This window comes from Pseudomonas sp. OV226, assembly GCF_003148705.1.
Lineage (GTDB): Bacteria > Pseudomonadota > Gammaproteobacteria > Pseudomonadales > Pseudomonadaceae > Aquipseudomonas.
The window spans coordinates 1-19041 of the sequence record NZ_QGGS01000032.1 but is presented as its reverse complement, the minus strand read 5'-3'; the positions used below and the strand labels follow the sequence as shown (position 1 = coordinate 19041).

The window sequence follows — 19041 nt, the reverse complement described above, 5'->3', positions numbered from 1 at the left end:
AATGACTTCTAAAAATAACCCGGCCACTACGGTCTCCGATCTGACACTGAGCCCCGCGGCGAACAGCCCCTCATCGTCGAAGCCATTGACCCCGGCGCGCCCGCTGGCCACTCAGCAGTACCTGTATTTCACCGAAACCAACACCGACCGTATCCTCGATAACCTCGATGGCCTGCGCGACATGGTGTTCCCGCGTCCGCCCCATCTCGAGGGCATCAGCGAACAGCACAACGACCAGGAATTCCCGTCGGTGTGCCTGATTGGCCTGGGTCGTTGCGGCTCCAACATCGCCCTGGACGTCGCGGAGCTGGTGTACAACGCCCGCAAGTTTTATCTCAACGAATTCAATAACGAAGACCGTCTATCGCCGGACAAACGTTTTGCGGAAAAGGGCTACAGCCCGGCGCAATGGATTCGTAACAACCTGCGCCTGGGTACCAACAAGGGTGCCAAACCGGTGTTCCTGGTAGAGCCGCTGGTCATGCTCGGCGACCTGGACAAGGACATTGCCGGTCGCATCCGTTTCTCGCGCAAAGGCGAAAAGAGCGGCTTCCTGCGCGACTACAGCAAAATGAAAATCATGGACTTGTCGGAAGTCCACGCCGGTGGCGCCGGTAACGCGCCGATTCTCGGTCAGTACCTGGCCAAGATCATCCTGAACAAGGACACCCAGCGTTTCTCCAGCCCTGACTGGAAGATGATTCACTCGTACCTGATCGACAGCTGCGGGATCAAAGCCAACCAGTCGCGCCTGTACTTCTCGATCTTCAGCGCCGGTGGCGGTACCGGTTCGGGCATGGCTTCGGAATTCGGCCTGGCCCAGCAACACTCGTACATGAACAAGACGTTCGACACCAAGCCGATGGATGAACACGACGGCAAAAGCGGTCACTCCTTCGTCTTCGAGCCGATCTTCACCAGCGGCATTTGCGTGCTGCCGAACATTTCCGATCACCGCAGTGAAATGTCTGAGGCGCTGCACATCAACGCCGGTCGCCTGCTGTGCAAATACCTGTCAGAAGAGTGGGACTTCTCCTACAACTTCGCCAACGAAGACAGCAGTGAAGCCAGTGTCATGGGGCGTATCCGCCCATGGAACGCCATGATGCTGATCTCCAACGACATCATGCGTTATGCCGAAGAAAGCGATGACGGCAACATCCAGAACATTGACGTCAATGCGATGGAAAAGCACGCCAACCAGTACATCTCGCAACAGATCTTCAACATTCTGACGGCGCAGGCGGTCACCACTGACTACGACCAGAACTATTTCCGTCGTGCCGGCATCGACATCGGCGAAACCATTCGCCTGGACGCCAACGACCTGTTCATGAGCCTGGCCGGCCCGGTGGCGATTGCCTACGCCGAATCCGTCGTCCCGGAAACCCCGCCGCCGAGCAGCGACAAGTTCAAGGTGTTCGAGAAAGAGCCGCAGCGCCTGAACATCGACGACCTGTTCTTCCGCTCCATCGACCTGCCGCACTTCAACAAGGTGACCCAGGCGATCGAAGGCATCAGCCTGCTGCCGATCGAGTCCAAGCGCTATCGCGCCTCGCTGGAGCAGTACAAGAATTCGGGTTACGACGCCGCGGCGCTGCACGACCTGCACTTCTTCAAGAACTGCTCGTCGGTGGTGTCGATTGTTTCGCTGCCAAAAGACTACAAGCTGTCCTACATGGACCTGAACCGGTTGAAGACTCACCTCAACAGCCTGTTCCCGAACACCACGCTCAAGCGTTATGCGCTGGTGATTGGCGCTTCGGCCAACTTGTCGCTGACCACCCTGATCGCCAAGAGCCCGTGCCTGTCGGACGACTTCCTGACGCTGATCGTGGCCTTCATCAAGCGCTGCTTTGCGAAAAACCCGTACCGCTTCGACGAGACGCTGGACAACTCGATCCTCGATTTCATCATTAATGAAGAGTTCGACGAAGACCGGATCGATGATTTGCTCAACGAGTTCGAAAACCCGGCGAAGATCCTCGATACCAACTGGTACGCGATCAAACCGATGTACGAGAAGAAGTACCGCGAGCTGATCAATGACAAAGACAAGTTTGTCTCGATCAACGACATTCGTCTGTCACGCGATTGCGTGAAGAAGGCGATCAAGTACCTGCGCGAGATCTACCGTCACCGCATCGGCAAGACCAAGGTTATTTCGCTGAATAACCATACGGGCAAAACCGCTTAATCGGCGGCGCCCCAATCGCGAGCAAGCTCGGCTCCTACAGGGACGATGTCGATCACAAATTTTGTGAACGCCAACGAACTCTGTAGGAGCCGGGCTTGCCCGCGATTGCGGTTTCGAATTCAGCTAAATCCAATATCCAGAAACAATTGAGCAGCCCTTCGGCTGCTCACTGAACTGTGCCCGTTACGTTTACGTTACCGTGATGCTGGCCCTGTACGTGGCCTTTCTCCACGGCAACGTGCCATCACGCTACTCACCTACACACTTTTTATCATCGGGACTAAGCACTACTTTGGTGCGACGCTTTCGCTCGCTGCCCTTTCCTGGATCAGAATCCACGGCGAAACCACCACAGCCCACAGCTGCGGATCACGTTCAAAAAGATCCAGCGCCCGCGTTTCAGAGAGCTTGGCGACCTTGTCGGCGGCCAACCAGGCAGCCACTTTCTCGCCTTCATCCTGGGCCAAGGCCTCCGCGGCGGCGATCAAATCCAGGCCGGGGTCGACCCACAATAGGGCACCCTTGGCGAAGAACGGCTCCAACTCTTTCCAGGTAATAGATGCGGTTTCACCAAGCAGCTTGGCATAGAGGGTGCTAGGTTCTTGATTCATGGGACTGTCCGGAAATGAAATCGACGCAAATGATAACGTCGATAATCTGGCAGAAAAACCCGGATGCAATTGAGTCACTGAATTGAAAAGCGCAGGAATGCCAAGGAATGCACTGGATCCGGCTATAAGCCCCTCAATGCCCCGCCGCAATTCTGTCTTTTTCATTCAAAAAAGCGACACTCGCAGGATTTGCCCCCCGGCGCCGCCTTCCCAGGCTGACAATCGGCGCTCTACACTGTACCGGTACAGTTGCCGAGGGGCTTTTCCGGGGAATGTCGCAGATATCTGACCCGGTTCTGCTGCTTTCGGCGCCAGGACTATAAAAACTACAACAGTAAGAGTGGAGCACTATGACTAAGGCTACTAAGCAGATTTCCAAACTGTTTGCCGCTATGGTTCTGGCCGGGGTTGCCAGCCATTCGTTCGCAGCTGACACCATCAAGATCGGCATCGCCGGCCCTAAGACCGGTCCTGTAGCCCAATACGGCGACATGCAGTTCAGTGGCGCCAAAATGGCCATCGAACAGATCAACGCCAAAGGCGGCGTAGACGGCAAGAAACTCGAAGCCGTTGAATACGATGACGCCTGTGATCCGAAACAAGCGGTAGCGGTAGCGAACAAAGTCGTCAACGACGGCGTCAAGTTCGTGGTCGGTCACCTGTGCTCCAGCTCCACTCAACCGGCTTCGGACATTTACGAAGACGAAGGCGTGATCATGATCACCCCGGCTGCCACCAGCCCGGACATCACCGCTCGTGGTTACAAAATGGTATTCCGTACCATCGGTCTGGACAGCGCCCAAGGCCCTGCCGCCGGTAACTACATTGCCGATCACGTAAAACCGAAAATCGTTGCTGTTCTGCACGACAAACAGCAATACGGTGAAGGCATCGCCACCGCCGTGAAGAAAACTCTGGAAGGCAAAGGCATCAAGGTTGCCGTGTTCGAAGGCATCAACGCCGGCGACAAAGACTTCTCTTCGATGATCTCCAAGCTCAAGCAAGCCAATGTCGACTTCGTTTACTACGGCGGCTACCACCCAGAGCTGGGCCTGATCCTGCGTCAATCCCAGGAAAAAGGCCTGAAAGCCAAGTTCATGGGTCCGGAAGGCGTGGGTAACGACTCCATTTCGCAGATCGCCAAAGACGCTTCCGAAGGTCTGCTGGTAACCCTGCCGAAATCCTTCGACCAGGATCCGGCCAACGTTGCCCTGGCTGACGCGTTCAAGGCGAAGAAAGAAGACCCGAGCGGTCCGTTCGTGTTCCCGGCCTACTCGGCTGTGGAAGTGATCGCCGACGGCATCAAGGCTGCCAAGTCCGAAGACACCGCCAAAGTGGCTGCTGCCATCCACGCTGGCACCTTCAAAACCCCGACTGGCGACCTGGCGTTCGACGACAAGGGCGACCTGAAAGACTTCAAATTTGTGGTTTACGAGTGGCACTTCGGCAAACCAAAAACTGAAGCTTCGCCTCAGTAAGGCTTTGCCTGACTGACTGCCAATAGAGCCCACGGCGTGCCGTGGGCTTTGTTTTACGAACGTTTTGGGCCGCGCTGGCGTGATCCGCCAGTCTCCCCACCTGAAAATCTCAAAACCGTCATCAGCGGTTCGCTGGCAAACCTCGCGTTCGAAGTGGATGCAGATCCACGGGGCTCGAGCGGGAAAATGACTCCACCAGTGAAATGCGTATCAGGTTTTTAGGAGCGCTGTAATGCCTGACATCTATCACTTTTTCCAACAGCTGGTTAATGGTCTGACCATTGGCAGCACGTATGCCCTGATCGCCATCGGCTATACGATGGTTTACGGCATCATTGGAATGATCAACTTCGCCCACGGCGAGGTGTACATGATTGGTTCCTACGTGGCGTTCATCGCCATCGCGGGCCTGTCCATGATGGGACTCGACAGCGTTCCGCTGTTGATGACTGCCGCTTTCCTCGCGACCATCGTCGTGACCAGTGCCTACGGCTACAGCATCGAACGGATTGCCTACCGCCCCTTGCGCGGCAGCAACCGTCTGATTCCGCTGATTTCCGCCATCGGCATGTCGATCTTCCTGCAGAACACGGTTCTGCTGGCGCAAGACTCCAAGGACAAATCCATCCCCAACCTGATCCCCGGCAACTTTGCCATCGGGCCAGGTGGTGCACATGAAGTGCTGATTTCCTACATGCAAATCGTGGTGTTCGTGGTGACGTTCATCGCCATGCTCGGCCTGACGCTGTTCATCTCCCGCTCTCGCCTGGGTCGCGCCTGCCGTGCCTGTGCCGAAGACATCAAGATGGCCAACCTGCTGGGTATCAACACCAACAACATCATCGCCCTGACCTTCGTCATCGGTGCTGCACTGGCGGCCATCGCGGCTGTGCTGCTGAGCATGCAATACGGTGTGATCAACCCGAACGCCGGTTTCCTCGTCGGCCTCAAGGCCTTCACCGCAGCGGTATTGGGCGGTATCGGCAGCATTCCCGGCGCCATGCTCGGCGGGATTGTGCTGGGGGTAGCGGAAGCCTTTGGTGCCGACATTTTCGGCGACCAGTACAAGGACGTCGTGGCTTTCGGTCTATTGGTTCTGGTGTTGTTGTTCCGGCCAACCGGCCTGTTGGGCCGTCCGGAGGTTGAAAAAGTATGACTAGGAATCTTAGACAGGCGTTGTTCAGCGCACTGTTAGTTTGGGCTGTGGCGTATCCGGTACTCGGGCTGAAGTTGACCATCGTCGGCATCAACCTGGAAGTCCATGGCACCAGCACCACCACGCTGATCACCATTGCCCTGTGCTCGGTACTGATGTTCCTGCGAGTGTTGTTCGACAAGTCGATCAGCGCGGCATGGAAATCCTCGCCGAACATGCCGGTGATGCCGGCCAAGGCCAGTAATTTCCTGACCCTGCCGACCACCCAACGCTGGATCATCATTGCGCTGATCATCGGTGCGCTGGTCTGGCCGTTCTTCGGCTCGCGCGGTGCGGTGGATATTGCAACGCTGGTGCTGATCTACGTGATGCTGGGCCTGGGCCTGAACATCGTGGTCGGCCTGGCCGGCCTGCTCGACCTGGGTTATGTCGGTTTCTATGCCGTCGGTGCCTACAGTTATGCGTTGCTGTCGCACTACTACGGTCTGAGCTTCTGGATCTGCCTGCCGATTGCCGGCCTGATGGCGGCCACGTTCGGTTTCCTGCTGGGCTTCCCGGTGTTGCGTTTGCGTGGTGACTACCTGGCCATCGTGACCCTGGGCTTCGGTGAAATCATCCGGCTGTTCCTGCGTAACCTGACCGACCTCACCGGTGGCCCGAACGGCATCAGCAACATTCCCAAGCCAACACTTTTCGGACTGACCTTCGATAAAACGGCCGCAGAGGGATTGCAGACCTTCCACGAGTACTTCGGTCTGACCTACAACCCGGTGAACAAGGTGATCTTCCTTTACCTGATCGCGGTGTTGTTGTCGCTGTTCGCCCTGTTCGTCATCAATCGCTTGCTGCGCATGCCTCTGGGCCGTGCCTGGGAAGCACTGCGTGAAGACGAAATCGCCTGCCGGGCGCTGGGGCTGAACCCGACGGCGATCAAGCTTTCTGCGTTCACCCTGGGTGCCTGCTTCGCCGGTTTCGCCGGCAGCTTCTTCGCTGCGCGTCAGGGCCTGGTGACACCGGAGTCCTTCACCTTCATCGAGTCGGCGACCATCCTCGCCATCGTGGTGCTGGGCGGCATGGGTTCGCAACTGGGCGTCGTACTCGCCGCCACGGTGATGATCCTGCTGCCGGAAATGATGCGAGAGTTCAGTGAATACCGCATGTTGATGTTCGGCGCCTTGATGGTGCTGATGATGATCTGGCGCCCTCAAGGCCTGCTGCCCATGCAACGTCCTCACATGGAGCTGCGCAAATGAGCCGCGAGATCCTGAAAGTAGAAAACCTGAGCATGCGCTTCGGCGGCTTGCTGGCGGTCAACGGCGTGGCCCTGACCGTGAAGGAAAAACAGGTGGTTGCATTGATCGGCCCCAACGGCGCCGGCAAGACCACGGTGTTCAACTGCCTGACCGGATTCTACAAGCCGAGCGGCGGTAGCATCCTGCTGGACGGCGAGCCGATCGAAGGCCTGCCGGGCCACAAGATCGCCCTCAAAGGCGTGGTGCGCACCTTCCAGAACGTGCGGTTGTTCAAGGACATGACCGCGGTCGAGAACCTCTTGATCGCCCAGCACCGTCATTTGAACACCAACTTCCTGGCCGGCCTGTTCAAGACGCCGGGCTTTCGCAAAAGCGAACGCGAAGCCATGGAATTCGCCGAGTACTGGCTGGAGAAGGTCAACCTCAAGGCCTTCGCCAACCGCCCGGCCGGTACCCTGGCTTACGGTCAGCAACGTCGTCTGGAAATCGCTCGCTGCATGATGACCCGTCCGCGGATCCTCATGCTCGACGAACCGGCTGCCGGCCTGAACCCGAAGGAAACCGAAGACCTCAAGGCGCTGATCAGCGTGCTGCGTGAAGAGCACAACGTCACTGTGCTGTTGATCGAACACGACATGAAACTGGTCATGAGCATTTCCGACCACATCGTCGTGATCAACCAGGGCACGCCTCTGGCCAACGGCACGCCGGATCAGATCCGCGACAATCCCGAAGTGATCAAAGCCTACCTGGGGGAAGCGTAAATGCTGCAATTCGAAAACGTTTCCACCTTCTACGGCAAGATCCAGGCCCTGCACAGCGTCAACGTCGAAGTCCGTCAGGGCGAAATCGTGACGTTGATCGGCGCCAACGGTGCCGGCAAGTCGACCCTGCTGATGACGCTTTGCGGTTCGCCGCAAGCCCACAGCGGCAGCATCCGCTACATGGGTGAGGAACTGGTCGGCCAGAGCTCGTCGCAGATCATGCGCAAAAGCATCGCCGTGGTCCCGGAAGGTCGTCGGGTGTTCTCCCGCCTGACCGTGGAAGAAAACCTCGCCATGGGCGGTTTTTTCACCGACAAGGGCGACTATCAGGAACAGATGGACAAGGTTCTCGGACTTTTCCCACGCCTGAAAGAACGCTTCGCCCAACGCGGCGGCACCATGTCCGGTGGCGAACAGCAAATGCTCGCCATCGGCCGTGCGCTGATGAGCAAACCCAAGCTGCTGTTGCTCGACGAACCCTCGTTGGGTCTGGCGCCGATCATCATCCAGCAGATCTTCGACATCATCGAACAGCTGCGCAAAGACGGTGTGACAGTGTTCCTGGTTGAGCAGAACGCCAACCAGGCACTGAAAATTGCCGACCGTGCGTACGTTCTGGAGAACGGCCGGGTGGTGATGCAAGGCACGGGTGAAGCCCTGCTGACCGATCCGAAAGTGCGTGAAGCGTACCTCGGCGGTTAAGCCATTGCGGTAAACAGAAAACGGCCTTCGGGCCGTTTTTTTGTGCCTGCCATTTACATTGCAGACAATGCATCCCTGTAGGAGCCGAGCTTGCTCGCGATAGCGGTGGATCAGACAACAGTGATGTCGAATGACAAACCGCTATCGCGAGCAAGCTCGGCTCCTACAAGGGGTTGATGGTGTTTTGAGGTTTTTTTAAAAATTTTGGGCGCGGCTGTAACGCATCGCCATGACCTTTCTCTAGTGGGGTAAGCAAGCACAAACGCGTTCTTGCCAATCCTCAAAAACCGGAGAAACACCATGACTGCTACCACCCGCACCCTGTCCGCCACCGCCCTGGTTCTGGCCCTCGGTTCTGCTTTGAGCATGGCCGCTGTTTCCACCGCCCACGCCGCCGACGACATGGAAAAATGCTTCGGCGTTGCCATGAAAGGCCATAACGATTGCGCAGCAGGCGCTGGCACCACGTGCGCCGGCACCTCGAAAACCGACTTCCAGACTAATGCCTGGAAACTGGTCCCTAAAGGCACCTGCGCGACGACTGCAAGTGAGACCTCGCCGACCGGTTTCGGTCAGATGGAAGCCTACAAAGCTAAAGCCAAAGCCTGATCTGAACCCCGCCTGAGTGTCGACCATGAACGCTTCAACGTTCGGGCTCCCGCCCCGCGCCGGGCTGGGGCTCAAGACCGAGCACTTCCGTGAAGTGCTCGGTTCACACCCGGACATCGGTTTTTTCGAAGTCCACGCCGAAAACTACATGGTGGCCGGCGGCCCGTTTCATCACTTCCTGGGTTTGATTCGCGAGCAATACCCGCTGTCATTGCATGGCGTAGGCTTGTCGATCGGTGCTGAAGGTCCGCTGGACACTCAGCACCTCAAGCGCCTCGCCGCACTGATTGAGCGCTATCAACCCCACTCTTTTTCCGAACACCTGGCCTGGTCCAGTCATGGCCCGGCGTTTTTGAATGACCTGTTGCCTCTGGCCTATGACAACGCAACGCTAGACCGCGTCTGCGAACACATCGACCAGGTGCAGAGCACCCTGAAACGCCCGATGTTGCTGGAGAATCCGGCCACTTACCTGGCGTTCGAGCGTTCGACCATCGATGAAGCCGACTTCATCGGCGAAGTCATCCACCGCACGGGCTGCGGGCTGTTGCTGGACGTGAACAATGTCTACGTGTCGTGCATCAATCATCGTCGCGACCCTTTGGCCTACCTCAACGCCCTGCCCCTTCAAAGCATCGGCGAGATTCACCTGGCCGGGTTTGCCGAAGACACCGACAGCCTCGGTGACCGCCTGCTGATAGATGATCACGGCGCCCCCATCGATAACGCCGTCTGGTCGCTGTACCAGCACGTGCTGGAGCGAACAGGCCCGATAGCCACCCTGATCGAACGCGACAATCAGCTGCCGGCCTTCAGCGTCTTGCACGCCGAGGCGCGTCAGGCCGATGAGCTCTTGCTGTGTGCCCGGGGTCGACCATGAGCACTCAAGCCGCATTTGCCGCCGCCCTGCTTGATCGCCAATTGACGTGCCCCGAGGGCTTGTTCAGCGTCAACGGTGCCGATCCCGCCAGCCGTTTCGCGGTGTATCGCAACAATGTGCAGAGCTCGCTGATCAACGCCTTGGCGCACAGCTACCCCGTAGTGGCGCAATTGGTCGGCGGTGAATTCTTCCGCGCCATGGCCGGGATCTATTTGCTCGGCAATGCGCCTCAGAGCCCGCTGATAAAGGATTACGGCGACGATTTTGCGGACTTCGTCGAAGGCTTCGAACCGGCGGCCAGCCTGCCCTATCTGGCCGATGTCGCGCGATTGGAACGCTTGCGCACTGTCGCTTACCACGCCGCCGACGCTCAACCGCTGAGCCACCAACAGATCGGCGCAGCACTCGCCAATCCGCAAGCCCTGGTCGAATTGACTGTCGAATTTCATCCCTCCTTGCACCTGTTGACGTCAGCCTTTGCCGTGGTTTCGATCTGGGCGGCACATCAGCAAGACGCAACGCTGGCGGGGATCGATCTGAACGTTGGGCAACACACGCTGATCGTGCGCAACGAACTGGACGTGGAAGTCTTTGCCATCGACCCCGGCGCCAGCGCTTTCATCCAGAACCTGCAAAACGGCCAGCCCCTGATTCAGGCCGTGGAGTCCGCTCCCGCGTTCGACCTCAACCAGACCCTGAGCCTGTTGATCACCCACAACGTCATTACTCACCTTCATCACAACAAGGTAACGCCATGAACACTCAGAACCCGATCAGCCGCGCCATTGCGCTGCTGGAAATGATTCCACAGAGCCTGATCGCCTTCATTGCGCGGTTCTCCATCGCGGCGGTGTTCTGGAAGTCCGGGCAAACCAAGGTCGAAGGCCTGGCCATCGACTTGATCGATGGCACGTTCGAGATCAGTTGGCCACGCCTGGCCGACTCAACCATTCCATTATTCAAGAGTGAGTACCCCGTGCCGCTGCTCTCGCCCGAGGTCGCGGCACACATGGCGGCGTTCGCCGAACACTTCTTCCCGGCCCTGATTCTGATTGGCTTCGCCACGCGATTTTCGGCGCTGGCGTTGCTGGGCATGACCCTGACTATTCAACTGTTTGTGTACCCGGATGCTTACCCGACGCACGGCACCTGGGCGGCAGTGCTGCTGTATCTGATGGCAACCGGGCCGGGTAAATTGTCGATCGATCATCTGATCGCCCGGCGCTACTCCCGCTAACTCAGATCCCCTGTAGCAGCTGCCGAAGGCTGCGTTCGAACGCGAAGCGGTCGCAAAACCTGCAAACGCGGTTTACGTGTCAGACCACGGTGACTGACTTCACGACTGCTTCGCAGTCGAACGCAGCCTCGCAAGCTCGACAGCTGCTACAAAGGCCGTGCGAGGCTAAGCCGATCCAGCGCTTCGCCGCTGCGCTTGAACCAGCCGATCAGGTAATCCGCCAGCACTTGAGTACGTTTTGGCAGCCCGCCCTGATACGGGTGAACCAGGTACATCGGCATACGCCGCGTCTGATAATCGCGCAGGAGCCAGCGCAAACGCCCGTCAGCCAATTCCGCCTGCAACAAGTAGGACGGCAAGCGGGCGATACCGGCGCCGGCCAGTGCCGCTTTCTTCAGCAAGCTGTAGTGATTGCTGGCAAACGGCCCCGACACCCGCACCCGCAACAGTTCGTGTTGCTGGTGATACAACCATTCTTCGCGACCGCTGTAATGGCTGTTGAGCAGGCAACGATGTTCGGCCAAGGCCTGGGGCGTTTGTGGCTCTCCATACTGTTCAAGATACGCCGGGCTGGCACAGGTCATTTCGTGCCAGGCCAGTAGCGGCCGGGCCACCAGACGCTCGTCGTTACCCACCTCGGAGCGAATCGCCAGGTCGAAACCATCCCGGGACAAGTCGTGAAACTGGTTGTTCAGATCAAGCTCGATCTGCACGTCAGGGTACTTGCCGGAGAACTCCAGCAATAAGCCATCGAAGAACGTTTCTCCCAGCGATACCGGCACCGTCATACGCACCGGCCCCGCCATATCGTCCTTCAACCGTGCCAATGCCTGACGCGCCCTCTCCACTTGTACGACCAGCGCCTGAGCTTGCGGCAACAGCGCCGCCCCCGCTGCTGTCAGACTCAAACGTCGAGTGGTGCGTTGCAACAGCACCACCGAAAACCGCGTCTCCAACAGGCTGATGCGCTTGGATAATTGGCCCTTGCTGCAACCCAGTTGCTGCGCCGCCAACGTGAAACTCCCGGCTTCAATCAATACCGCAAACGCCGCCAGATCATCCATCTCACTCATGGATTGTTTCCATTTGAAAACCAAAGGTTGCCTATTAGTGCGCTTATCAACGAAAAAAACCACTCTAGACTGAGACCTCATTCAACCCATCGAGGAACAGCATGATGAAAATTCTATTGATCGGCGCAGGCGGCACCATCGGCTCGGCAGTCGACAAGGAACTGTCCCAGCGTCACGAGATCATTCGTATCGGTCGCAACAGTGGCGACTTTCAGGTGGACATCAGCGACAGCGCCTCGATCCGCAAGCTGTTCGAACAGACCGGCAGGTTCGATGCCCTGATCTGCGCCGCCGGCAACGTTACCTTCGCACCGTTGAACGACATGACCGAAGAAAGCTTCGCGCTGGGCCTGAAAGACAAACTGATGGGCCAGGTCAATTTGGTGCTGATCGGCCGTGAGTTCGCCAACGATGGCGCCTCGTTCACCTTGACCACCGGCGTGCTCAGCCACGACCCGATTTACAGCGGCGCCTCGGCGGCGCTGGTCAACGGCGCGCTGGACAGCTTCGTCCGCGCCGCCGCCATCGAACTGCCCCGCGGCCTGCGCGTGAACTCGATCAGCCCGAATGTGCTGGTGGAAGCCATGGGCAAATACGCGCCTTACTTCCGTGGTTTCAAACCGGTTCCTGCAGCCGATGTGGCATTGTCTTACGCCAAAAGCGTGGAAGGCTTGCAGACAGGTCAGACTTTTCACGTCGGCTGAGCCGGTTCAGGCTCAATCAACTAACGTGGGCAAGAGGTCTTTGGCGATGGCTGTCGGGATGGACACTCTGAACTGCGAGCCCAAGACCGATTGCACTGTCGCCGTAGAAACCTTCCAACCATTGATCAATAGCGTCAATTTCTGGCCTATCGACTCACGGGTAATACACTGCATACGCTCAGTTGCTTCAGGACTGAGCGTGACATTCATTTCAAATTCTGAATGAAGTCTGTCGTTGTCCTTCAATAACAACTCCATTCGAGTGAAGTCGGTTGCCGAAGAAAAATTGATCTCGGCAGCCTGAGTGCCCGTGGCCCCCGTCATCACAATTAAAAACAACCAGAACTTCCAGCCCATTGTGTTCTTCATATCCGCTCCCTGTAAAAACGTGGCAGCTTACCTTTGGCACTCTGATACTCGGCATCGAAATCATTCACAAGATGTTGCCGGAAATCACCCTCTACTTTGTCTGAGAACAACTCCAGCCTTGTGATGAACGGTCAGGCTGAGTAACGTGACGGCACTTGTCTGGAGAGCCAAAGATGCGTGTTGCCCGTTCCTTAGTCCTTGTTGCCCTGCTGCCGCTGTTTGCCGCCTGTCAGTTGTTTGATGGCCCGCGTGAAAGCGCCTCCCACGTGGGCCAGACCCGCATGCAGGGCCAGTTGACGGCGGCGGGCGGCAACTTGCTGTTCCAGCCATGCAATGAACAGCGCAGTTATGTGGTCAACGACACCGGCGGCACCAGCGTTCTGCAACAGGCCGCGTCCCTGGCTGATAAACAGGGCAAGTTGTTCGCCGATGTGCGTGGGCGCATTGTGGCCAGTGGTGCCGAGAGTCGCCTCGATCTGGAACAGCTCTACCGCGTCGAGCGCTCGGGCACGGCGTGTGACGATCCCAATTTCAAACTGCTGATTTTGCGCGCGGCCGGCCACTCGCCAGAGTGGAGCGTCAAAGTCAGCGGTAAAGGCATGGTGATTGATCGCGCCGGTCAACCGCCTCTGGCCCTACCGTACGTGGAAGAACAACTGGGCGATGGCCGTTTCAACCTCGGCACCGAAGCCAATAACCAGCACATCGAACTGTGGGTCACGCCGCAACGTTGCGTCGACAGCACCACCGGCAGCGTCCAGCACATGAGCGCAGAACTGCGCATCAATGGTCAGGTCCAGCGCGGTTGCGCGTATTTCGGCGGTTCGCGTAACGACTGATCGTTTAAGCCTCACGGGAATCTCCTTTGGGGCTTATAATCACCGGTTTCAAACGCCTTGGCGCAGTTGTGCGCCCCGCGAACCGGGTCCTGCCATGTTACGAATCACTGAACTCAAGTTGCCGATCGACCATCCCGAAGAAGACCTGCGCCCTGCCATCGTGCAGCGCCTGGGCATCGCCAGTGATGACCTGCTCGATTTCACCTTGTTCAAGCGCAGCTACGATGCGCGAAAAAAGTCCTCCGAACTGTGCTTCATCTACACCATCGACCTCACCGCCAAGGATGAGGCGACACTGCTGCACAGGTTCGCCGATGACCGTAACGTCAACGTGGCGCCGGATGTCAGTTACAAAGTGGTCGGCCAGGCACCGGCCGATTTGCAGCAACGCCCCGTGGTTGTGGGTTTCGGGCCGTGCGGGATTTTCGCCGGGCTGTTGCTCGCGCAAATGGGCTTCAAGCCGATCATCCTCGAACGTGGCACCGAAGTGCGCCAGCGCACCAAGGACACTTGGGGCCTGTGGCGTAAAAGCGTGCTCAACCCTGAATCCAACGTCCAGTTCGGTGAAGGCGGCGCAGGGACGTTCTCCGACGGCAAGCTCTACAGCCAAATCAAAGACCCGAAATTCATCGGCCGTAAAGTGCTGCACGAGTTCGTCAAGGCCGGCGCCCCGGAAGAGATTCTCTACGTCAGCAAGCCACACATCGGTACGTTCCGTCTGACTGGCGTAGTGGAAAACATGCGTGAGCAGATTCGCGCACTGGGCGGCGAAGTCCGCTTCCAGCAACGTGTCACCGATGTGTTGATCGAGGATGGCCAACTGGTCGGCGTCGAGCTAAATGGCGGCGAGCAGATCCACTCCAAACACGTGATTCTGGCCCTCGGCCACAGCGCCCGGGACACCTTCCGCATGCTCCACGGCCGTGGCGTGTTCATGGAAGCCAAGCCGTTCTCGGTGGGTTTCCGCATTGAACACCCGCAGTCGCTGATTGACCGCGCGCGGTTGGGCAAGTACGCCGGCCACCCGAAACTCGGGGCGGCCGACTACAAACTGGTGCACCACGCCAAGAACGGTCGTTCGGTCTACAGCTTCTGCATGTGCCCGGGCGGCACCGTGGTCGCGGCGACGTCCGAGCCTAATCGCGTGGTCACCAACGGCATGAGCCAGTACTCGCGTAACGAGCGCAATGCCAACTCCGGGATCGTCGTCGGCATTACCCCGGAAGTTGATTATCCGGGCGGCCCGCTGGCCGGTATCGAGTTGCAGGAACGCCTGGAATCCCACGCCTTTGTGCTGGGCGGCAGCAACTACGAAGCGCCGGCGCAACTGGTCGGCGACTTTATCGCCGGCAAGCCGTCCACCGAACTGGGCAGTGTCGAACCCTCCTACAAGCCAGGCGTTGCCCTGGGTGATCTGGCCCTGGCCTTGCCGGAATTTGCCATTGAGGCGATTCGTGAAGCGTTGCCAGCGTTCGAGAAGCAGATCCGCGGTTACTCGCTGCATGACGCCGTATTGACCGGCATCGAGACACGCACCTCGTCACCGTTGCGCATTACCCGTAACGAGTCGATGCAGAGCCTGAACGTGAAGGGCTTGTTTCCGGCGGGTGAAGGCGCGGGTTATGCGGGCGGGATTCTGTCGGCGGGTGTGGACGGTATTCGGATTGCCGAAGCTGTGGCCCGCGACATCCTGGGCCTTGAGGCCTGACATAATTCTTTGCCACAACACAAGACCTGTGGGAGCCGGGCTTGCCCGCGATGGCGGCAGATCAGTCAACATCTTTGTTGAATCTGAATCCGCCATCGCGGGCAAGCCCAGCTCCCACAGGGATCTTCAGTGTTTGAAAGATCTCAGATATTGGCGCGCAACACGCTGGCCGGCAGCGGCTCACCGCGCTCGACACTCGCCGCCACGGCAGCCATCAAGCCACTCAACTCATACCCCTGGCCCTTGAGCCAATCCTGATCGTAATAGGTGGTGGCATAACGCTCGCCACCATCGCACAGAATCGCCACGATCGATCCCGACTCCCCCGCCGCGACCATCTGCTGCGCCGCCATCAGGGCGCCGATCAGATTGGTCCCGCTCGATCCGCCAACCCGTCGCCCCAGGCGCTGTGCCAGGTAGTGCATGGCCGCCAGCGACAACGCGTCCGGCACTTTGACCATGGCATCAATCACCTTGGGCAGGAACGACGCTTCCACCCGAGGCCGGCCGATGCCTTCGATCCGCGAACCGCACTCCAGGCGCAGGCTGGCATCGCCCGTCTGGTAGTAATCGAAGAACACCGAACGCTCGGCATCGGCGCACAGCACGCGGGTGCAATGCTGGCGATAACGCACGTAACGACCCAGCGTTGCGGTTGTACCACCCGTGCCAGGGCTGGAAATCAGCCAGCTCGGCTCGGGGTGCTGCTCGAAACGCATCTGGTGGAAGATCGATTCCGCAATGTTGTTGTTCGCTCGCCAGTCAGTGGCGCGTTCGGCGTAGGTGAACTGGTCGATGAAATGCCCATCATGCTCTCGCGCCAGCCGTTCGGACTCGGCGTAGATCTGAGTCGGGTCGTCGACCAGATGACTCTTGCCGCCATAGAAAGCAATTTGCGCGATTTTTTCCTTGGAGGTGGTCGCCGGCATCACCGCAATGAACGGCAGTCCCAGCAAACTGGCGAAATACGCCTCGGAAATTGCCGTCGAACCGCTGGACGCCTCGATCACCGGTGCACCGGGCTTGAGCCAGCCGTTACACAGCGCATACAGAAACAGCGAGCGCGCCAGGCGATGTTTCAGGCTGCCGGTGGGGTGGCTGGATTCATCCTTGAAATACAGTTCGATGCCCGGAAAACCCGGCAGCGGCAAGGGGATCAGGTGGGTATCGGCGCTGCGCTGGAAGTCCGCTTCAATGATCCGGATAGCTTCGCGGGCCCACTGTCGATTGTCGCTCATGATGGTTTTCTCGTGGAGTCAGGCAAAAGTCGGCCTTTGCGTAAGGCCTATCCCTCGAAGCTTAGGAAAAAACCTACATCACGCACAGGTACAGCTGAGGCCCAATACGGCCGACAACTGCTAGGCTCAAGTCCGGCCCCGTCCTCCACCTTGTTACGCCATATAACAAAAAAGAATATAACTTTTGTTTTAACAACTAACAGTACGGGTTAGGGTGTGCCACCTTTTGAATTCATCGATGGAGAGCGACCTTGCCTCTGCGTAGCACTTTCACGCGTTTCTTTCAGTTGGAAGCTGCCAGCGGTCTGTTACTGATCGCCGCGGCAGCCCTGGCTTTAATCATCAACAACTCGTCCCTGTCGTGGCTCTATAGCGGGCTGCTGGACACCCCTGTCGTCGCTCAGATCGGCGCACTGAAAATCGCCAAACCGTTGCTGCTGTGGATCAACGACGGTCTGATGGCGATGTTCTTCCTGCTGATCGGCCTGGAAGTCAAACGCGAAGTCCTCGACGGCCAGTTGTCGCAGCCCTCGCAAATCGTCCTGCCGGGCGCCGCTGCCATTGGCGGGATGGTCGTGCCGGCGCTGGTCTACTGGTTCTTGAACCGTGACGACCCGACCGCCTTGGGCGGCTGGGCCATCCCGATGGCCACCGACATTGCCTTTGCCCTCGGCGTGCTCGCCTTGCTGGGCAAGCGGGTACCGGTGTCGCTGAAGTTGTTCCTGATGACCCTGGCGATCATTGACGACCTGGGCGCGATCATCGTCATCGCCATCTTCTATTCTGGCACGCTGTCGACGCTGTCCCTGGCACTGGCTGCCGCCTGCATCATCGCGTTGATCACCATGAACCGACTCGGTGTGGTGAAGCTCGGGCCGTACATGATCATCGGTTTGATTCTCTGGGTCTGTGTGCTCAAGAGCGGCGTCCACGCAACACTCGCCGGTGTGACGTTGGCGTTCTGTATTCCGCTGCGCACCAAAAACGCCGAGCCTTCACCGCTGCTGACCCTTGAACACGCCCTGCACCCGTGGGTGGCTTACGGCATCCTGCCGCTGTTCGCCTTCGCCAACGCCGGCTTGTCCCTGAGCGGCATCACCGTTGAAAGCTTTACCCACCATGTGCCGATGGGCATCGCGATTGGCCTGTTGCTGGGTAAAACGGTGGGCGTTTTCGGCCTGACCTGGCTGGCCGTGAAAATCGGCATTGCCACCCTGCCCCAAGGTGCGAACTGGGGCCAGGTGCTGGGTGTGGCGATGCTCTGCGGGATTGGTTTCACCATGAGTCTGTTTGTCGGTTCCCTGGCATTCGAACCAGGCGTCAGTGACTACGCCGGGATGGACCGGATGGGCATCTTGACCGGCTCGATTCTGGCCGCACTGATCGGATACGCGGTGACGGCAATGGCCAGTCGCAAGAGCGCCGTTCTGCAATTCTGAGAAAGCGAACAGTCTTAGCGACATTCAGGACTCGTCCTACAGCCACGATTAACCTCCTTCGTTAACGTCGCACAGCTCCTTTTTCGGGAGCTGTCGACGGACGAACGCAAGGAAGATCAGTGGCTGGCAACAAGGAAGTTCCCAGGGTTAAAAACCCACCCTCCGGTGACGGTCATCACGTCACCCACCGCTTCATGACGGATACTGAACTGGCCGAGCGGGATGCACGACAATCCGCTTACGACGCCATGCTCGCCCGCCAGCAAGCCTTTGAAGATCGCCTTCAAGGCTCGGCGAAAAAGGACGAAACCGTTCGCGCCGGATGCGTCTTCGCCAAGTCCTGCAACTTGCCGGACGCCATCATTGATTACTCGAACCCTTCTGGCGTCGTTCCGACTGACAGCCTCAAGGATTACGGTGAAATCGCCTGGCTTGGCGCTCGTGACGTAGGCGATGCCGGGCTACTGAATCTCGAAACCATCAGTGGCAGTACCCTCTCGCTCGGCATCGGCCGGCTCGCCCTAAGCGCCCCCGCTCTTACTGCTCCGGTCCTGGGCCTTGGCGCTGCCGGGGCCGCGACATTGGCCGGTGTTGTTGTCTTGTTCTGGACACCTAGCCTGGGTGACAGCGCGCTGTATACCGAAGACCAACTGCGTGCCCTGAAACAGGCCAGAACCCGCGTTCGATTGCAGGTCGAGCAACAGGCTGATGGCAGTCTCAAGGGCTACGGGTTCTACACCGGGAAAAATCGCGATTGGGAAATGGTGGATGTCGTGCAGTTCAC

The 19041-nt window shown here is 58.4% G+C and carries 19 protein-coding genes; 15 read left to right on the top strand and 4 right to left on the bottom strand.

The window, feature by feature from the left end; genetic code table 11:
- The first annotated feature begins 1 nt into the window (after position 1).
- The gene (locus C7534_RS30275; protein WP_109788038.1) at positions 2–2197 is read left to right on the top strand and encodes a hypothetical protein; all 2196 of its coding nucleotides are present in this window, start codon (positions 2–4) and stop codon (positions 2195–2197) included.
- 287 nt (positions 2198–2484) lie between these two features.
- Here C7534_RS30275 and C7534_RS30270 read toward each other — a convergent pair whose 3' ends face one another.
- Positions 2485–2808, bottom strand: coding sequence for a DUF2288 domain-containing protein (locus tag C7534_RS30270; RefSeq protein ID WP_046029365.1), 324 nt, complete (start codon positions 2806–2808; stop codon positions 2485–2487).
- A 350-nt stretch (positions 2809–3158) separates the two neighbouring features.
- Between C7534_RS30270 and C7534_RS30265 the strand changes: the two genes are divergently transcribed.
- From C7534_RS30265 to C7534_RS30225, 9 genes are all read left to right on the top strand, one after another.
- Positions 3159–4286: a branched-chain amino acid ABC transporter substrate-binding protein gene (locus tag C7534_RS30265; RefSeq protein ID WP_109788037.1), complete on the top strand. Its 1128-nt coding sequence runs from the start codon at positions 3159–3161 to the stop codon at positions 4284–4286.
- Positions 4287–4518: 232 nt separating this feature from the next.
- Entirely contained in the window at positions 4519–5442 is a 924-nt protein-coding gene (livH, locus tag C7534_RS30260) for a high-affinity branched-chain amino acid ABC transporter permease LivH (protein ID WP_109788036.1), read from the top strand.
- On the top strand, positions 5439–6695 hold the full coding sequence (locus C7534_RS30255) for a high-affinity branched-chain amino acid ABC transporter permease LivM (protein WP_046029359.1): 1257 nt from the start codon (positions 5439–5441) through the stop codon (positions 6693–6695). Before livH ends, C7534_RS30255 begins: the two co-directional genes overlap by 4 nt.
- Positions 6692–7459: a high-affinity branched-chain amino acid ABC transporter ATP-binding protein LivG gene (gene livG / locus C7534_RS30250; protein WP_046029357.1), complete on the top strand. Its 768-nt coding sequence runs from the start codon at positions 6692–6694 to the stop codon at positions 7457–7459. The genes C7534_RS30255 and livG overlap by 4 nt, the downstream gene beginning before the upstream one ends.
- Positions 7460–8161: an ABC transporter ATP-binding protein gene (locus C7534_RS30245; protein WP_007947260.1), complete on the top strand. Its 702-nt coding sequence runs from the start codon at positions 7460–7462 to the stop codon at positions 8159–8161.
- Positions 8162–8461: 300 nt separating this feature from the next.
- A complete protein-coding gene (locus C7534_RS30240) occupies positions 8462–8770 on the top strand; it encodes a BufA1 family periplasmic bufferin-type metallophore (protein ID WP_077430767.1) in 309 nt (102 codons plus the stop codon).
- A 25-nt stretch (positions 8771–8795) separates the two neighbouring features.
- A complete protein-coding gene (gene bufB, locus C7534_RS30235) occupies positions 8796–9650 on the top strand; it encodes an MNIO family bufferin maturase (RefSeq protein ID WP_109788035.1) in 855 nt (284 codons plus the stop codon).
- On the top strand, positions 9647–10408 hold the full coding sequence (locus tag C7534_RS30230) for an HvfC/BufC N-terminal domain-containing protein (protein WP_109788034.1): 762 nt from the start codon (positions 9647–9649) through the stop codon (positions 10406–10408). The genes bufB and C7534_RS30230 overlap by 4 nt, the downstream gene beginning before the upstream one ends.
- On the top strand, positions 10405–10887 hold the full coding sequence (locus C7534_RS30225; RefSeq protein WP_046029349.1) for a DoxX family protein: 483 nt from the start codon (positions 10405–10407) through the stop codon (positions 10885–10887). The genes C7534_RS30230 and C7534_RS30225 overlap by 4 nt, the downstream gene beginning before the upstream one ends.
- 146 nt (positions 10888–11033) lie before the next feature.
- On the opposite strand, the gene C7534_RS30220 is transcribed toward C7534_RS30225, so the two are convergent.
- Positions 11034–11960 (bottom strand): LysR family transcriptional regulator, encoded by a 927-nt coding sequence (locus C7534_RS30220; RefSeq protein WP_109788033.1) that lies wholly within the window; start codon positions 11958–11960, stop codon positions 11034–11036.
- 104 nt (positions 11961–12064) lie between these two features.
- Here C7534_RS30220 and C7534_RS30215 point away from each other — a divergent pair, with 104 nt between their 5' ends.
- Positions 12065–12664, top strand: a complete 600-nt coding sequence (locus C7534_RS30215) for a short chain dehydrogenase (RefSeq protein WP_109788032.1) — start codon at positions 12065–12067, stop codon at positions 12662–12664.
- A 12-nt stretch (positions 12665–12676) separates the two neighbouring features.
- Here C7534_RS30215 and C7534_RS30210 read toward each other — a convergent pair whose 3' ends face one another.
- Positions 12677–13033 (bottom strand): hypothetical protein, encoded by a 357-nt coding sequence (locus C7534_RS30210; RefSeq protein ID WP_109788031.1) that lies wholly within the window; start codon positions 13031–13033, stop codon positions 12677–12679.
- Between the two features lie 173 nt (positions 13034–13206).
- On the opposite strand from C7534_RS30210, the gene C7534_RS30205 reads away from it, so the two are divergent.
- Both C7534_RS30205 and C7534_RS30200 read left to right on the top strand, forming a co-directional pair.
- Positions 13207–13872 (top strand): COG3650 family protein, encoded by a 666-nt coding sequence (locus C7534_RS30205; protein ID WP_109788030.1) that lies wholly within the window; start codon positions 13207–13209, stop codon positions 13870–13872.
- Positions 13873–13966: 94 nt separating this feature from the next.
- On the top strand, positions 13967–15580 hold the full coding sequence (locus C7534_RS30200; protein ID WP_109788029.1) for an NAD(P)/FAD-dependent oxidoreductase: 1614 nt from the start codon (positions 13967–13969) through the stop codon (positions 15578–15580).
- A 143-nt stretch (positions 15581–15723) separates the two neighbouring features.
- Here C7534_RS30200 and C7534_RS30190 read toward each other — a convergent pair whose 3' ends face one another.
- On the bottom strand, positions 15724–16821 hold the full coding sequence (locus tag C7534_RS30190; protein WP_177412306.1) for a PLP-dependent cysteine synthase family protein: 1098 nt from the start codon (positions 16819–16821) through the stop codon (positions 15724–15726).
- 248 nt (positions 16822–17069) lie between these two features.
- Here C7534_RS30190 and nhaA point away from each other — a divergent pair, with 248 nt between their 5' ends.
- Complete coding sequence (gene nhaA / locus C7534_RS30185; RefSeq protein WP_109788027.1) at positions 17070–18257, top strand: Na+/H+ antiporter NhaA; 1188 nt, start codon at positions 17070–17072, stop codon at positions 18255–18257.
- A 119-nt stretch (positions 18258–18376) separates the two neighbouring features.
- Positions 18377–19041: S-type pyocin domain-containing protein (locus C7534_RS30180; protein WP_177412304.1), on the top strand; the 665-nt coding region annotated here is incomplete at its 3' end.

Excerpts from the sequence above, each read along its gene's own strand:
- C7534_RS30225 (WP_046029349.1), top strand. The coding sequence starts at position 10,405 with ATGAACACTCAGAACCCGATCAGCCGCGCCATTGCGCTGCTGGAAATG.
- C7534_RS30245 (WP_007947260.1), top strand. The coding sequence starts at position 7,460 with ATGCTGCAATTCGAAAACGTTTCCACCTTCTACGGCAAGATCCAGGCC.
- C7534_RS30200 (WP_109788029.1), top strand. The coding sequence starts at position 13,967 with ATGTTACGAATCACTGAACTCAAGTTGCCGATCGACCATCCCGAAGAA.
- C7534_RS30270 (WP_046029365.1), bottom strand. The coding sequence starts at position 2,808 with ATGAATCAAGAACCTAGCACCCTCTATGCCAAGCTGCTTGGTGAAACC.
- C7534_RS30230 (WP_109788034.1), top strand. The coding sequence starts at position 9,647 with ATGAGCACTCAAGCCGCATTTGCCGCCGCCCTGCTTGATCGCCAATTG.
- C7534_RS30255 (WP_046029359.1), top strand. The coding sequence starts at position 5,439 with ATGACTAGGAATCTTAGACAGGCGTTGTTCAGCGCACTGTTAGTTTGG.
- C7534_RS30265 (WP_109788037.1), top strand. The coding sequence starts at position 3,159 with ATGACTAAGGCTACTAAGCAGATTTCCAAACTGTTTGCCGCTATGGTT.
- C7534_RS30210 (WP_109788031.1), bottom strand. The coding sequence starts at position 13,033 with ATGAAGAACACAATGGGCTGGAAGTTCTGGTTGTTTTTAATTGTGATG.
- C7534_RS30275 (WP_109788038.1), top strand. The coding sequence starts at position 2 with ATGACTTCTAAAAATAACCCGGCCACTACGGTCTCCGATCTGACACTG.
- livH (WP_109788036.1), top strand. The coding sequence starts at position 4,519 with ATGCCTGACATCTATCACTTTTTCCAACAGCTGGTTAATGGTCTGACC.
- C7534_RS30220 (WP_109788033.1), bottom strand. The coding sequence starts at position 11,960 with ATGAGTGAGATGGATGATCTGGCGGCGTTTGCGGTATTGATTGAAGCC.
- C7534_RS30240 (WP_077430767.1), top strand. The coding sequence starts at position 8,462 with ATGACTGCTACCACCCGCACCCTGTCCGCCACCGCCCTGGTTCTGGCC.
- C7534_RS30215 (WP_109788032.1), top strand. The coding sequence starts at position 12,065 with ATGAAAATTCTATTGATCGGCGCAGGCGGCACCATCGGCTCGGCAGTC.
- livG (WP_046029357.1), top strand. The coding sequence starts at position 6,692 with ATGAGCCGCGAGATCCTGAAAGTAGAAAACCTGAGCATGCGCTTCGGC.
- C7534_RS30205 (WP_109788030.1), top strand. The coding sequence starts at position 13,207 with ATGCGTGTTGCCCGTTCCTTAGTCCTTGTTGCCCTGCTGCCGCTGTTT.
- bufB (WP_109788035.1), top strand. The coding sequence starts at position 8,796 with ATGAACGCTTCAACGTTCGGGCTCCCGCCCCGCGCCGGGCTGGGGCTC.